The sequence below is a fragment of the Flavobacterium sp. genome (assembly GCF_044361065.1).
In the GTDB taxonomy this organism is placed as follows: domain Bacteria; phylum Bacteroidota; class Bacteroidia; order Flavobacteriales; family Flavobacteriaceae; genus Flavobacterium.
The window spans coordinates 1-15748 of the sequence record NZ_JBIKJI010000036.1 but is presented as its reverse complement, the minus strand read 5'-3'; the positions used below and the strand labels follow the sequence as shown (position 1 = coordinate 15748).

At 32.3% G+C, this 15748-nt stretch carries 13 protein-coding genes; 2 read left to right on the top strand and 11 right to left on the bottom strand.

Annotated features, from left to right (window positions below; all coding sequences use genetic code 11):
* The 10 genes from bshA to ACIQ11_RS03815 form a co-directional block, all read right to left on the bottom strand.
* Positions 1-1011: N-acetyl-alpha-D-glucosaminyl L-malate synthase BshA (bshA, locus tag ACIQ11_RS03860; RefSeq protein WP_396152966.1), on the bottom strand; the 1011-nt coding region annotated here is incomplete at its 3' end.
* A 60-nt stretch (positions 1012-1071) separates the two neighbouring features.
* Entirely contained in the window at positions 1072-1533 is a 462-nt protein-coding gene (locus tag ACIQ11_RS03855) for a DUF1801 domain-containing protein (protein ID WP_396152964.1), read from the bottom strand.
* 2 nt (positions 1534-1535) lie between these two features.
* Positions 1536-4424, bottom strand: coding sequence for a glycoside hydrolase family 3 N-terminal domain-containing protein (locus ACIQ11_RS03850; RefSeq protein ID WP_396152962.1), 2889 nt, complete (start codon positions 4422-4424; stop codon positions 1536-1538).
* Positions 4425-4493: 69 nt separating this feature from the next.
* On the bottom strand, positions 4494-4976 hold the full coding sequence (locus tag ACIQ11_RS03845) for an ABC transporter ATPase (protein WP_396152960.1): 483 nt from the start codon (positions 4974-4976) through the stop codon (positions 4494-4496).
* Between the two features lie 2 nt (positions 4977-4978).
* Entirely contained in the window at positions 4979-5770 is a 792-nt protein-coding gene (locus tag ACIQ11_RS03840; protein WP_396152958.1) for a (Fe-S)-binding protein, read from the bottom strand.
* Between the two features lie 48 nt (positions 5771-5818).
* Positions 5819-6265, bottom strand: a complete 447-nt coding sequence (locus ACIQ11_RS03835; protein ID WP_353077998.1) for a phosphoheptose isomerase — start codon at positions 6263-6265, stop codon at positions 5819-5821.
* A 54-nt stretch (positions 6266-6319) separates the two neighbouring features.
* Positions 6320-7657 carry a 4Fe-4S dicluster domain-containing protein gene (locus ACIQ11_RS03830; protein ID WP_396152956.1) on the bottom strand — a complete coding sequence of 446 codons (1338 nt, stop codon included), beginning with the start codon at positions 7655-7657 and terminating at the stop codon, positions 6320-6322.
* 4 nt (positions 7658-7661) lie between these two features.
* Positions 7662-8630, bottom strand: coding sequence for an MlaD family protein (locus ACIQ11_RS03825; RefSeq protein WP_396152954.1), 969 nt, complete (start codon positions 8628-8630; stop codon positions 7662-7664).
* A gap of 99 nt (positions 8631-8729) precedes the next feature.
* Positions 8730-9860, bottom strand: coding sequence for an N-acetylmuramoyl-L-alanine amidase (locus ACIQ11_RS03820; RefSeq protein ID WP_396152952.1), 1131 nt, complete (start codon positions 9858-9860; stop codon positions 8730-8732).
* Positions 9861-9864: 4 nt separating this feature from the next.
* Positions 9865-10953 (bottom strand): N-acetylmuramoyl-L-alanine amidase, encoded by a 1089-nt coding sequence (locus ACIQ11_RS03815; protein WP_396152950.1) that lies wholly within the window; start codon positions 10951-10953, stop codon positions 9865-9867.
* 131 nt (positions 10954-11084) lie between these two features.
* Between ACIQ11_RS03815 and ACIQ11_RS03810 the strand changes: the two genes are divergently transcribed.
* Together ACIQ11_RS03810 and ACIQ11_RS03805 are read left to right on the top strand one after the other, a co-directional pair.
* Positions 11085-13703, top strand: a complete 2619-nt coding sequence (locus ACIQ11_RS03810) for a putative LPS assembly protein LptD (RefSeq protein WP_396152948.1) — start codon at positions 11085-11087, stop codon at positions 13701-13703.
* A 47-nt stretch (positions 13704-13750) separates the two neighbouring features.
* Positions 13751-14131, top strand: coding sequence for a RidA family protein (locus ACIQ11_RS03805; RefSeq protein ID WP_396152946.1), 381 nt, complete (start codon positions 13751-13753; stop codon positions 14129-14131).
* An 8-nt stretch (positions 14132-14139) separates the two neighbouring features.
* Here the strand turns inward: ACIQ11_RS03805 and ACIQ11_RS03800 are convergent, their stop codons facing one another.
* Positions 14140-15705 (bottom strand): hypothetical protein, encoded by a 1566-nt coding sequence (locus ACIQ11_RS03800; protein ID WP_396152944.1) that lies wholly within the window; start codon positions 15703-15705, stop codon positions 14140-14142.
* Positions 15706-15748 lie beyond the last annotated feature (43 nt).

Below are 15748 nucleotides of genomic sequence, written 5' to 3'. Positions count from 1 at the left end.
ATTTAATATAAAAATTGCGTTTCTACTCATGCTTTCCACATCGCCAACAGCACTTAAATAACCTGAAACACCTTCTTCATTTACTTCTGGTATACCGCCCGAATTACTTGATATGACCGGCACACTAAATGCCATAGCTTCTAATGCTGCCAAACCAAAACTTTCTGTTTCAGAAGGCAATAAAAACAAATCAGAATACTTCAAAATTTGATTAATATCGTTACTATTTCCAAAGAAAATAACTTTATCTGCAATGCCTAAATCTTCACACAATTTCTCGGCAACAATCTTCTCAGGTCCTTCTCCAACCATCATTAATTTAGAAGGAATTTCTTTCTGAATGTTGTAGAAAACTTTCACCACATCTGGAATGTTTTTTACTTTTCTGAAATTAGAAATATGGGTAATTATTTTTTCATTAGATGATGCCAAAACCGAACGCTGACAAATGGATTTATTTTCTAAAAGGGTTTCTTCAATTTCGATGAAATTCGGTATCACATGAATTTCTTTATTAACATCAAACAAACGATACGTAGCTTCACGTAAACTATTGGAAACACTGGTTACATAGTCGGATTTGTTGATGCTAAATGTCACTGCACTTTTATAAAACGGATGATTTCCTACCAACGTAATGTCGGTACCATGAAGCGTAGTAATCATAGGAAGAGATATCCCTTCTTCGGCTAACATTTGTTTGGCCATATACCCTGCATAGGCATGAGGAATGGCATAATGCACGTGCAATACATCTATTTTATGAAGTTTCACCATGTCGACCAATTTACTAGACAAGGCCAATTCATAAGGCTGATAGTGAAACAATGGATAGTTAGGAACATTTACTTCATGAAAATAAATATTCGGATTTAATAATGATAATCGCACAGGCTGCTTATAGGTGATGAAATGAATTTCATGTCCTTTTTTTGCTAGTTCTAAGCCTAACTCTGTGGCCACTACGCCACTCCCACCAAAGGTAGGATAACAAACCATTGCTATTTTCATTTATTTATGTTGTTGAAACGCCAAATCCATTTTAAATGTGACTTGACATTTATTTTATTATTATTTTTTCTTTACAAATGCCGCTTCATAAGTTTCAATCCAATCTTGAACAGAAATTTTTGTAACCAATTCACCCAACAATTCAAACGGAATTTCATCGAATTTATTAAATCGAATACAACTTTTACCCATATCTAATTTGCGAGTGCTGTGTTTTGGGTATTCCGCCACAAACCAATCGTAAAGATCTTTATTGGCATACATTCCCATATGATAGAAATTAATACTATTTTTTTGTGATGCAAATGTGATAAAAGGCAATGGATCAGCTGGTTTACAATGATATCCTTTTGGATAAATTGTATGTGGAACATAATACCCAATCATACCATAATTCATACCTTCTTCGAAACCATTTGGTATGTTTTTAAGCAGTGTAGTTCGAAGCAATTCCATAGGCTTTTTTCTATCTTCTGGAAGATTATTCATATATTCTTCCACAGTTTTTGCAGCTGAAGTCATAATTAATCCGTTATCGATTCGTAAATTACTTTCTGTATATTTTCTCTAATATTTAATTTTGATAATTTATTAATATTTCCATCGGGATAACTCCTATTTGATAGAAAAATATAAATTAAATCCTTTTCAGGATCTGCCCAAACCATTGTTCCAGTAAATCCCGTATGTCCAAAACTTGCTTTTGAAGCACATCCACAAGTAGGACCTTCGCCACTAATTTGAGGTTTGTCAAAACCAGCGCCTCGCCTATTTCCAGTATTACAAAAATAGCATGTATTAAAAGCGTCAAATGTATCTTTTGAAAAATAAGTATGCCCTCCGTACGTTCCTTTTTGTAAATACATTTGTATGATTTTAGCCACATCTAACGAATTAGAAAACAATCCTGCATGTCCACCAACTCCACCTTGCATAGCCGCGGCCATATCATGTACATAACCCTGAATGGTATCGTATCTATAATACGAATCAATCTCTGAAGGCATAATGGTTGACAATTCAAATTTATCCAATGGATTATAGGTTGTAGAATTTGCTCCTAATAGCTTATAAAAATTATCATCTGAGAGTTTATCCAAACTTTTATGATGAAATTTTTCTAAATATTCTTTAAATAATATAAAAGCATAATCGCTGTATTTGTATTGCTTGGTAGGCAATAAAGGTGCTTCTTTAATGATATTCATAATCGTATCCGTATAATCTTTTCGCAAATATAAATTAGTCGATACTTTTAATGGAAAGTCTTCAGAAGGTGTAGCTTGATAGTATTTTTGACTTGGTTTTTTTAATGAGTCTAACGTTTTTACGTAAAAAGGCGTCCAAGCAGGTAATTTAGCTTGATGCGTTAACATATCTAAAACCGTAATGTCCGCTTTGTTAGAATTTTTAAAATTAGGAAGTAATTGCGATAACTTACTGTTGAATGAAAAATTTCCTTTTTCGTAATCTTTCATTAAGTTAGGAAGCGTACTCAATACTTTAGTAAGTGAAGCCAAATCATACAAATCGGTATTTTTTACTTTCTGAATGGTATCATAAGTTGGCGAACCAAACGCTTTTCTGTAGACCACTTTTCCTTTACGAGCCACCAGTATTTGCATACCTGGAGCTACTTTATTTTTAATAGCAGATATTGCAATTGTATCAATTTTTGCTAATACCTCAGAATTCATTTGTACTTGTTCTGGATATGCAAAACCTAAGCGATTAAGATTTTTGGTTTTCATTCCATCCGATTCACAAAAGTTTTTCTTAATGGACACAGGCAATGCGCCTTTCGCTTCTTTGGCACCAAACAAAATTTCTGCAGCTACAAGTTGAGAAAATGAGTTGTTTTGATATGCCTCAATTAAACCTTCTGTTTCTTCAAAAGTTGGAATTCTTAATAACGAATACGGTTTGGTAAAAAAGGTAACAATGGTTTTACTATGCTTTGAAATTTTATCAATCCAATTGATTTCGTTAAACGTCATTTCGTTTTTCTTCCAAATGCCTTCTGGTTTGTGGTAGCCTACAATAACTTTCGAATACCCATCAATTTCCAATAAAAGCGAATCTAAGTTTTTTGTAGTAATAACATCAATTTGGACGTATTCTTTTAATTTTTCTATGAAAGTAGTCGCATCGCCATCGCCTATCTTTACGTAAGCAATTTTTTCTTTGTCAAGTCTTTTGATTGGGATAATATCGTCTTCATTTTTTAGAACGGTTACTGCACTTTCAAACATTTCTAAATTTAATGCTTTGTATTCTTTTTTATTTAAATCGGCATATAAATTTTCAAATTCAATTGGACAATAATTATTTAATCCGGCTTTGTATTTATATTTTAATATTTTCTTTACAGAATGCGCCAATCGTTCTTCTGTAAATAAACTATCTGCAAACGCTTGTTTAAATTTTTCAATAGCTACAGGAACATTTTCAGCAAATAGCAAAACATCATTACCAGCTAAAAAAGCAGCTAAGTCTATATCGCCAGGTTGCTTAAAATTACTGGCACCTTTCATATTTAAAGCATCTGTAAAAATTAAACCTTCAAATTTTAATTGATTTTTTAAAATGTCTGTTACCACTTTTTCTGATAACGAAGAAGGAAAATTTTCACGCGGTTCGATACTTGGCACGTTTAAATGCGCTACCATTACACTAGCCAATCCATTTTTAATAAGTTCTTTATAAGGATATAATTCTACTTCCTCTATTCTATCTCTTGAAAAATCAACAGTTGGCAAGGCGTGATGCGAATCTGTAGAGGTGTCACCATGTCCTGGAAAATGCTTGGCAGTTGCAAAAACACCATAAGATTGTAACCCACGCATGTAAGCTACTGCTTTTTCGGCTACATTTTCTTTGGTTTCACCAAAAGAACGATTTCCGATAATTGGATTTTTAGGATTGGTATTAATATCTACAACGGGACCAAAAGTAAAATGAATACCCATTCGTTTGGATTGATCTGCCATTTGCATACCCATTTTTTCAAGTAACGAATTGTCTTTAATAGCGCCTAAAGTCATGTTCCATGGATAAGTATGAGTAGAATCTATTCGCATACTTAAACCCCATTCTGCGTCAATACCAATAAGCATTGGAATTTTCGATTTTGATTGAAAACGATTGGTTAATTTTGCTTGACGATTTGGACCTCCTTGAAAAAATATTAATCCACCCACTTTATATTTAGTAATCAATTTATCTAAATCTTGTGCGTGAGCTTCGTTTTTATTAGAGTAGGCTGCAATCATAAACAATTGCCCTACTTTTTCCTCAAAAGAAAGTGAATTATATGTACTATCGACCCATGCTTGTTGGGATTGCGTGTTAATTTTGTTTTGCGCAAAACCTAAAGTGGTGAGAAATAAAGTAATATATATATAGTGTTTCATAAAATGAAAATAAATAAAAAAACCATCAAAAATTCTATTTTCTGATGATTTTCAAAGTTAGTTATTTTTTTAGAAAAATCTACTATGCCAACTTTCTTCAGCAGGAACTTCCCAAAATTCTTCAAATTCACCTTTCGTGTTTATCAAATTATTGAAAACAATAGTTTTTGAAGTAACGGCTTTTTCCTTCGCCATTTTTTTGAAATCGATAAGAGTTTTATGCGCAATGTGTTCTCCCATTTTGTACGTCACATTCATTTTATCAAGCAACTCTATTTGAAATTCTTGTTCCAATTGTTGAATAAAATGCACAGAAGCATCTATAGAACAACCTGTTGCGTTTTGTACTTCTTGATTGACAGCAAAAATGATAAATCGGTTATATTTTATAAGAAATGAAGCTTCTAAACTTGTCCCGTGTGCTGCCCAATTTTCAACAAATTCTTGACACTTTGTAGTTATTGAAGTTACTTCATCGTCAGTTAATTTTCTGTTCGATTGGTAAATCCAAATTTTTGAATCTTCTGGTAAATTTTCGAATGGTATGTACATTTTTATAAATCTTGAGCATTTGCAATTAATTCTGCAATATCCATTACCTGAACAGAGCTTTCTTTTTCTTTATTTTTGATACCGTCTGTTAGCATGGTGTTACAAAATGGACAACCAGCCGCAATAATTTCAGGTTGCGTTTCTAAAGCATCTTCCGTTCTTTCGATATTGATATCTTTACTACCTTTTTCTGGTTCTTTAAACATTTGTGCACCACCCGCACCACAACATAATCCGTTAGCGCGAGAACGTTTCATTTCAACTAACTCAGCGTCTAATTTTTGGATTAAATCTCTTGGTGCTTCGTAAATATTATTGGCACGACCTAAATAACAAGGGTCGTGAAACGTAATGCGTTTGCCTTTAAATTGTCCGCCTTCAATCGTCAGTCGTCCAGAATCTAATAACGATTTTAGAAATTCCGTATGATGAACCACCTCGTATTTTCCACCTAATTCTGGATACTCATTTTTAATGGTATTGAAACAATGTGGACAAGCGGTAACTATTTTTTTTACTTCATACGCATTCATGACTTCAATATTCATCATAGCTTGCATTTGAAATAAAAATTCATTTCCAGCACGTTTAGCGGGATCGCCTGTGCAACTTTCTTCTGTACCTAAAACCGCAAATGGAACGTTTGCTCGATTTAATATTTTAACAAAAGCTTTTGTTATTTTTTTGGCTCTATCATCAAAACTTCCCGAACAACCTACCCAAAATAATACTTCAGGTGCTTGTCCTTGTGCCATCATTTCGGCCATTGTAGGTACTACTAAACTTTCTGACATAGTCGTGTTGATTTTATGTGTTTTTTTTTAGAAACTATTCTAAATATATTAATTGCTTAATTCATCATCAAAAACTTGGATAGTTACATCTTTTTCAATTAAATCTGTAAACTTTCCATTGTATCGTGTGGCTTTAACTAAATGATTGTCAATCCAGTGGTAATTTCCACCACGAGGTTTTCCCATAACCATTCCGTGATATTTAAAGCCGTGTTGCTTTAACCAAGCTTCTGTTACGACTCTATGCTCTTCGGTACGTGACGTAAAAAAGAAAATAACATGACCTTCATCATACCATTTATTTAATGTTACTAAGGCATCTGGATACACATTTGCTGTTGCCATTCTTTCCGGTTCTTCATTTGGAATATCATCGCAAACGGTTCCATCTATATCAATAAGATAATTTTTTATTCCTTCTGGTAAAACAGGACTTAAATGCTCTCCATTTACTTTTAATTCTTGTAATTTCCCGTCAATTTCTTCTTTTTTCATGCTCATTTTGTAGTTGTCGTTGTTGTGTTTTTATTGATATTGTAATTGCTATCCCTACTCTTCGTTTCTCCAGTTTAATCTATCTTGCTGGTTGTACTGCCATGGTGCACCATTATTTTCGATATTGGTCATTACAGCATTTAATTCCATTGGAGCAGCACTTTGTTCCATCACTAAATAACGTCTCATATCCATAATTATAGATAACGGACTAATATTGATTGGACATTCCTCCACACAAGCGTTACAAGAGGTACAAGCCCAAAGTTCTTCTGGTGTAATGTAATCGTTTAATAACGATTTATTATCTGGAACAAAAACACCTTTATTGGCGTCGATGTTTTTACCAACTTCTTCTAATCTGTCACGTGTATCCATCATGATTTTACGTGGTGATAATTTCTTACCTGTTGTATTTGCAGGACAAGATGAAGTACATCTACCACATTCGGTACACGTATAGGCATTTAATAATTGTACCCAATTTAAATCTTGTACATCTGAAGCACCAAATTTAGCTGGAACCACATCTGGATTAGCAGGTGCAGCAAATGGATCGGCATTTGGATCCATCATTAATTTTACTTCATTTGTTACACTTTCTAAATTATCGAATTTTCCTTTTGCATTTAAATCGGCAAAATAAGTATTTGGAAACGCTAATAAAATATGCAAGTGTTTAGAAAAGTATAAATAGTTTAAGAAGGCAATTACCATTACTAAATGTCCCCACCATCCTACTCTTTCTAAAATATGTAAGGTGCTTTCACTCATACCACCGAAAAGGGCTGGTCCTAAATGTTGTGAAATAGAAAAATTAAAAGAACCAATGCCTTCATAATGTGATTTTCCTAATGAATATAACACTTCATCAGTACCATTCATAGTAAAAATACACGTTACCAAAACAATTTCCATAATTAATATTAAGTTGGCATCTTTAGTTGGCCAACCTAACATTTCTGCTTTTGTAAAACGAGGTAATTTTAATAAATTTCTTCTTGATAAAAAAGCTAAAGTAGCCACTAAAGCCAATAAAGAAAGAATTTCTATGAAGCTAATTAAAAAAGTATAAAATCCACCTAAACCCGTTTTAAAGAAACGATGTGTACCAAAAAGTCCGTCTACAATTATCTCTAATAATTCAATTTGAGTAATTATAAAAGCGGCATATAAGGTAAAATGCAAAATTGCAGGAATTGGCCTGGTAAACATTTTTTTCTGACCAAAAGCTATCAATGCCATATTTTTCCAACGTGCTGAAACATTATCAGTTCGGTTTACATCTTGTCCTAATTTAATATTTCGTATAATTTTTTTTACATTTTTAACAAAAAAACCAACGCCTATTATAAGGACAATTGCAAAAATAATATTTGGTAAAAAACTCATAAACTTAGTTTTTAGGTTGCTCTTTATTTGGTTCGGCTACAGGTGCACTATACGGTTTGTTTTTCTTGCCAAAAACAGACACATTGACATATCGTGTAGGATTTAAACGGACATCTTGTAACAATAATTCCAATTCTTTTGAGGTTTTGGTTAGATTGACATACATAGCGTCGTCCTTTAATAGTTTACCAATGGAACCTTTACCTTGCTCTAAATCAGTCATAATTTGATTTACATTTGCGAGGGTGGTTTCTAACTTTTTAACTGAAGCGGCAAGATCTGCTTTCTCTAAAGAAGTAGACATTTTATTAATATTACCTGAAGCGTTTTCAAAATTAGCTAACGTAGTATTTAGTTTTGATTTATTATCTGCTACTATTTCGTTTACATTTTTAGAAACCTGACTAAATTCAGACAAAGTAACCTCCAAAGATGCAATAGATGCTTTTAATTTTTGTTGCATTGAAGCGTCTAAAGTAGCATTCAAATTTTCGATTAATTTATTTGCGTTTTCTAATAAAACTTCCACTTTATCTTTTACAGGTCCAATTTGATTGGCAAGTTCATCTGTTAAACCTAATTTGTTAGATGTTTTAAGTGTATCTCCAGATTGCGTATAATTGGTATCAGAAAAGTTATTGATAATTGCAATTTCTCTTCCACCAATTAAACCAGAATCCATAATTTGAGCTACACTAGATTTTGCAATTTGAATCTGTTCGTTAGTAATTATTAATTCTACTTTCATTTTACCATCAGGCAACATTTCAATAGTATTTACTTTTCCTATATTTAATCCATTTATGGTTACAGGAGCTGCCACAACTAAACCCGCCACATTATCATAAACCGCATATAATTTAGTGCTCGTGTCAAATAAATTTTTACCTTTTAGAAACGCAAAACCCCAGTAAAACAATACTATAGATAAAATAACTAAAACAGCAACTTTAATTTCTTTTGTGATTTTCATATGGGCTAAATATACTTTTACTTTAGATTTGGTGATTACTTTTAAACAAAACAACAATTTAAATTGTTATTAGTAATAAAGACACAAAAATAACATTATTTATTTGATTGCCTCGCTTAATTTAATTTTTTTACCATTTTTTAAAGGCACTATAAATGAAGATGCATAGCCTTTTGCTTTTGCTTCTTCTAACAATTGTTTTGCATTGGTATAAGATGAAGTGCTACCATAAAAGTATTTGTAAATGGTAGTTCCTTTTTCAACGGAAATGTTATTTAATCCTTTAAAGTTTTTAGGCAACGTTTCTAAATTTTTAGCACTTGCAGAAATTTGTATCTTAAAAGTAACACCTTCCACAGCTGTTTTGTTTTCTGAAGATTGCTTCGGATCTACTTTCTTTGGGTCTACCTTTTTTGGGTCTTCTTTTTTAACTATTGTCTTTTTGGATTCTTCTTTTTTAACCGAAGTAGCCGTTTCTGTCTTAAAAAAATCATCTCGATATCCTAAAATAGCTTTTGAAATGGCTTCTGCTAATTTATTTTGTCCATCTTCCGAATTTAAAAAAGCACCTTCAGGTTTGTTGGATACAAATCCCATTTCAATAAGCACACGAGGCATAATTATTTTTCGTAAAACTAAAAAACCAGCTTGTTTTACGCCTCTATTTTTACTTGTTGTGAATTTTGTAAACGCTTGTTGCACTTTTCCAGCAATATCAATACTTTGCTGAATATTTTCTTCTTGCATAATAGAAATTCCCATCACTGATTCGGGTGATTTTGGATCAAAACCATCATATTTAATTTTATAATCGCTTTCTAAAGTAACTACGGCATTTTCCTTTTTGGCAACTTCCAAATTGGCTGCATTTCGGGTAACTCCCATTACATAGGTTTCATTTCCTGATGCTTCTTGATTGTCATTTGCATTACAATGCATAGAAACAAATAAATGTCCTTTTGATCGATTAGCGATATTGGCTCGTTCGTTTAATTCGATGAAAACATCCGTTTTTCTGGTGTAAATTACTTCAATATTTGATTCTTTAGATAAAATCTCTCCTACTTTAAGAACGGTATTGAGTGAAATTTTCTTTTCTATATTTCCATGATACGTTGCGCCATAGTCTTTACCTCCATGTCCAGCATCTAAAACTACTTTGAATTTTTTAGTTTGTGCATAAAATGATACAGAAAACAAGCTTATTAATAGTACTATCGATTTTTTCATACGTTTAATTTGGTGTAACAATAAAAGCAGAAGCAAAACCTTTTTGCTTGGCTTCAGTTAGAAATTTTTTGCACGCTTCTATAGTTCCTTGTCCGTAAAAATATTTGTATCCTCCATTAACTTCAATCATAGTTACATTTGCTAAACCATTAAAGTTTTCCGGCTTTAAATCAAGTTTCTTTGTGCTATAACTAATTTGTACTTTGTATGCTAACTCATTAGGTATAAATGGTTCTGGAGCTAAATCATCAACTTTCATTGTATCCACAACAGTTTCTAAAACAGGTAATTCTTCAATAATTACGGGTTCTTTAATTTGTAAAACGTTTGGAGGTGTATTCGTACCCTTAAGATTATTTTTATATTCTATAATAGCACGTGCAATAATTTGAGAATAATTAGATTTACCTTCCTCAGTTTTCATATATTTAGATTCTTCCAAATTACTTAAAAAACCTAATTCTATTAAAACGCCTGGCATTACGGTTGCATCTAAAACCCAAAGCGGTTGTTGGTGCATACCTAAATCCTTTCTTTGTAAACTATTTTTAAAATAACTTTGTACAGTACTAGCGAAATTAATGCTTTGCATCAATGTTTCTTCTTGCATAATACGTAATCCTATTTGTGTATTTGGATTATTTGGGTCAAAACCTTCGTATTTTTCTTTAAAATTATCTTCTAAAGAAATTACAGCATTTTCCGCTTTTGCGATTTCAAAATTCATACCTGCACGGGACAATCCCATAACCAAAGTCATTGCGCCATATGGTTTTGGAGATACGGATGAATTGCAATGTACAGATACAAATAGATCTGCCTCAAAATCATTAGCAATTTTCGCTCTGTCTTTTAAAGGAATAAAAACATCTGTAGATCGTGTATATTTTATGTCAAAATCTGGATAGGCTTCTAGGATTTTACCAATTCTTAAAACTACATCCAAAGCAATTATTTTTTCAATACAACCGTTTTTTGTTGCACCAGGGTCTTTCCCGCCATGGCCAGCGTCTAAAACTACTTTAAATTTCTTTTCTTGTGCTATAGAAAAGAGAGATAAACATACAAATATAATTACGAGTACTTTTTTCATATGTGATTAATTATTTTCGGTTATTTCAAATACGTTATAATTTTATTAAATACTAAATTTTAACAAAAAATATACGTAAGTTTGACCCTTCAAAAACCGAACCATTTTTTACAAAAATAGTATTTATAGATTTGAGTACAAAGATTAATCATATCGTTTTTTTATTTTTTTTTCTAATTGTTAGTAATTTAGAAATTTACAGTCAAACCACCTCTCGAAAAGATAGCGTGCAAGTAAATGTAAATGAATTAGTTACGGAAAAGACAACTATTAAAAAAGATTCTACAAAAAAACCATTATTGGAAGGTATTGTAAATCGTAAAGCTAAAGATTATGAAAAGTTAGACCAAAGAAAAAAAAGGTTAACATTATATAATGAGGCAGAATTGCATTACCAAGATTTTATACTGAAATCGGGTGTTATTGTTTTGGATTACGAGAAAAACGAGGTATACGCTGGAAGATTAAAAGATAGCGCTGGCGTATATTCGCAATTTCCTTATTTTAAACAAGGGGAAAATATAATCGAACCCGACTCTATTCGATTTAATACCAAAACAGGAAAAGCTCAAATTTGGAATACAAGAAGTAAACAAGGTGAAATGTTTCTGAAATCTGAAATTTCAAAAAGAGAAAATGATTCGGTTATTTTTTTTAAAAATGCCCGTTTTACAACTTCTGAAAACAAAGAAAATCCAGAATATTATTTCTTAGCATACAAAGCTAAATTGGTACCAAAAAAGAAATTTGTAACTGGGTTAACTCATATGTTTATTGCGGACGTTCCTACTCCCATTGGCGTTCCTTTTTCGTTTTTTCCTATGACCAATAAAAATACTTCTGGAGTAATTATGCCAGCACCTGGACAAAATAATGAACGGGGTTATTTTTTACAAAATGGAGGGTATTATTTTGCATTAAGCGAATATTATGATTTAGCCCTTTTAGGAGATTATTTTACCAACGGAAGTTATGCCCTTCGTTCTGAAACTTCCTACGCCAAGAAATATAAATTTAGTGGAAATTTTCAAGTAAGGTATGAAAATCAGGTACTGGGTGAAAAAGGATTTCCAGGATATGCTAGAACCAATCAATATAATATACAATGGTCGCACAGTCAGGATGCAAAAGCTTCTGCAAATTCTAGATTTTCGTCTTCTGTAAATTTTGGAAGTAGTAAATATTTTCGTCAATCTATGAATTTAGTTAATGTAGGTTCTAATTTGAACAATACACTAAGTTCTTCTATAAGTTATTCTAAAACGGTTCCAATTGTACCTTTAGTAAATTTTTCAGTAGCCGTAACGCACAATCAAAATACTAATACTGAAATTGTAAATTTAACGCTACCTTCATTTAATGCGAGTGTAGACAGAATTTTTCCATTTGCGAAACAAGATGGAATAAAAAAGGGGATTTTTCAAAATATTAATTTTCAATATGGATTAAGAGGAGATAATAGAATTTCTACTAAAGAAGAATTTCTGTTTAAATCCCAAATGTTTGATACTGCATTAGCTGGAATAGCACATACTATTCCAATTACTACAAATTTTAAAATTTTTAAGCATTTTAGTGTTTCAGCAGGTACTGCATTTGCTGAAAATTGGGTATTTAATACTAATGAAAAAATATTTAATACTACCACTAATAAAGTAGAAATAGTTAGAAAAAATGGTTTTGATTCGTATCGAACATACAATTTTACTACAAGTATAGGAACTACTATTTATGGAACGTATACGTTTAAAGAAACAAATAAAATTCAAGCCATAAGACATTTAATTCGACCAAGTATTTCTTATGGTTACACGCCAAGCTTTGAGCGCTACTACGACCAATATCAAGATAATTTAGGAAATTATATCAGTTATAGTAGATTTGAAAATACTTTGCTAGGTGCTCCTGGTTTAGGTGTTGCAAATTCAATTGGTATTGGAATTTCCAATTCATTAGAAGCCAAAGTACTAGATGCGGCAAGTAAAAAAGGAGAAAGTAAGAAAATTTCTCTATTAAATCAGTTTAATTTTTCAACAAGTTATAATTTATCAGCTGATACATTTAAATTAGAACCTATAAATTTTATTGGAGGAACAACATTATTTAATGATAAATTAGGAGTGAATTTCGGAGCGCGTTTTGACCCATATGATTTAGACAGTAAAAACCAAAGAATAAATGAATTTAGCATAAATAATGGAAACGGTTTAGCTAGAATGACTAGTTCTAATATTACCTTAAATTATACTGTTAGCAGTAATGAACTGAGTGGAAAAAAAGAATCTAAACAATCGGTTCAAAATGGAGGGCGTAAAGATGATTTGTTTGGCGCAGCAGTTGATTTAAGTAATCAAGACGAAAGTTTATTTAAAAAGGATGAAGCAAAAAATCAGCAATCAGAGTTATATAACTTTAAATTTCCTTGGGATTTACAAATAGCCTATTCTTTAACATATAGCAATAACACAAGTCAACGTGAAATAACTACAAATTCTGTAATGGTATCCGGTAATATTGATATGGCTGTAAAATGGAAAATGGGATTTTCATCTGGGTATGATTTTACGCAAAAAGGAATCACTTTTACACAGTTGCGTTTTGAAAGAGATTTAGAAAGCTGGCGTATGAGTTTTAGCATTGTACCAATTGGATTATATCAATCATGGAATTTCTTTATCGGAATTAAATCTTCTATGTTAAGTGATATCAAATGGGATAAAAGAAATTTACCAGATCCGAGATTAAGATAAGTAAATTCAAGTAAAAAGTAAAAAATAGAAAGTAGAAAGTAGAAAAAATGAAAAAAATAATATTTACAGAAAAAGCTCCTGCACCTATTGGACCATATAATCAAGCTGTCTTAGTTGGAAATATGCTGTATACTTCAGGACAAATTGCCATTAATCCGTTAACTAATGAATTGGTTTTAGAAAACATAGAAACTGAAACCAAACAAGTTATGGAAAATCTTAAAGCCGTTTTAGAAGCTGCTGAAATGACTTTTGAAAACGTAATAAAAGTTTCAATTTTTATTAGCGACATGAATAACTTTTCAAAAATAAATACTATTTACGGAGCATATTTTAATGAAGCAACAGCACCTGCAAGAGAAACCGTTCAAGTAGCTTGTTTACCAAAAAATGTAAATGTTGAAATTTCAGCTATTGCGGTTAGATAATGTTTTTATTATAATATTCGTTCTATAGCAATAAAGTTATTAATATAAGAGGGCATAATAATCAATGTAACTCGGTACATTCTGCTATTATCTGGATCTGTAAAATGATAAATGATAGTATCTCCTGCGCTTCCAAAACCCCAACCAAAAAGTGAAGTGCTGGGAGTTGTTGTATAATTTACAGTACCTGCAGTTCTTGCTCCTAGAATATAGCCACCTCCATTATTAAATCTTCCTTCAACATAAAAATTTACTGAACCTGAAGTTGTAGCTAAAATTAGACCCCCAGAGTTTGTGACTGAAAATCTCAAATTATCAAAGGTTAAAAAATTTCCAGTAGTAACGCGGCCCACTAGTTTCGTGGATACATTCCCTGTTGGATCTCCAATGTTTAACTTACCAGTCATATTCACATTTCCACTATTATCAATTCTTAATCGCTCAGCACCACCCGATCGCATCACAATATTGTTACTCATATCTGAAACAGTAGAAAATCCAGAAATATCAATTGATGATTGAGAACTTACGCTTGTTCCTCCACCAGCAGATAATCTTAAGAAACCGTCATCTGCTGAATCATTTTGAGCAGTACCGGTGATTGACCCTACGCCTCGTATTTCATAATTACCGATAGTACTAGTATTTAAAGAAGGCCTATTGGTTGAATTACCAAATCCAGTGGCTAATTTCACCCCACCGCCCGCAATATTCAATCTTGAAGTTGGAGTAGCTGTTCCAATCCCAACATTTCCGGAATTGTCTACCCGGATTCCTTCATTGCCACCATCGTTAGATAGATAATTGCCGTTTAACAAGATGTTTTTGGTAGCAGTATGATCTCCTAAGTTATCCGCAGTAGTTGAAGTAGTTATTGAAGGATTAAGTTTGGTGATGATTAAATTCACACCATAAAATAGGGTTCTTGTGGCTCCATCATTATTAATAATTCGTATCGTTTTGGATCCAGAAGAACAATCCAAAATATCTGCAGCAAATGTACCACCTCCCCAATCGGTATTACCTCCATTTGATAAATTAGCATAACCACCATCACCTCTAAACGGACCCCAATTTCCAGAAGACAGTTCTTGTAATTGCATGGTGTTATAAGTATTTGAAGACTGGTATGGCAGTGCCCACTCTATTTTATATAGTCCATTTGAAAGCGTAAATGTAGTAGATGAGTTTACCGTTAAATCTCCTGAGGCTATATTATTAAATCTAGAATTCCAAGAAGTTATTGCTTGACCAGCTGAGGTATTACTTGAGGATCTAAATATGGCTTGATTTTGCACATTCCCCACCGTTGTTGACAAACTTACCCATTGCTGTCCTATTACATCCCAATAATAATATCCAGGCACTACATTAAATGGACTAGCGCCTGCTGATGCGGTATTAAATACCATTAATCCATTCGCTGGACTACTTATCGGACTTGCTGAATTCGTTGCTGTTAGGGCTATACGCGGTGGTAAAAACCCTTGTGTTGAAGAGGCAACTTCTAGCTTAGCTGAAGCATGTGGTGTTGTGGTACCTATACCAGTTTGGGCAAAAACTGGAATAAGCATAAAGCTAAGTATAACAATAAATAAAAATCTTTTAAGCATCTAT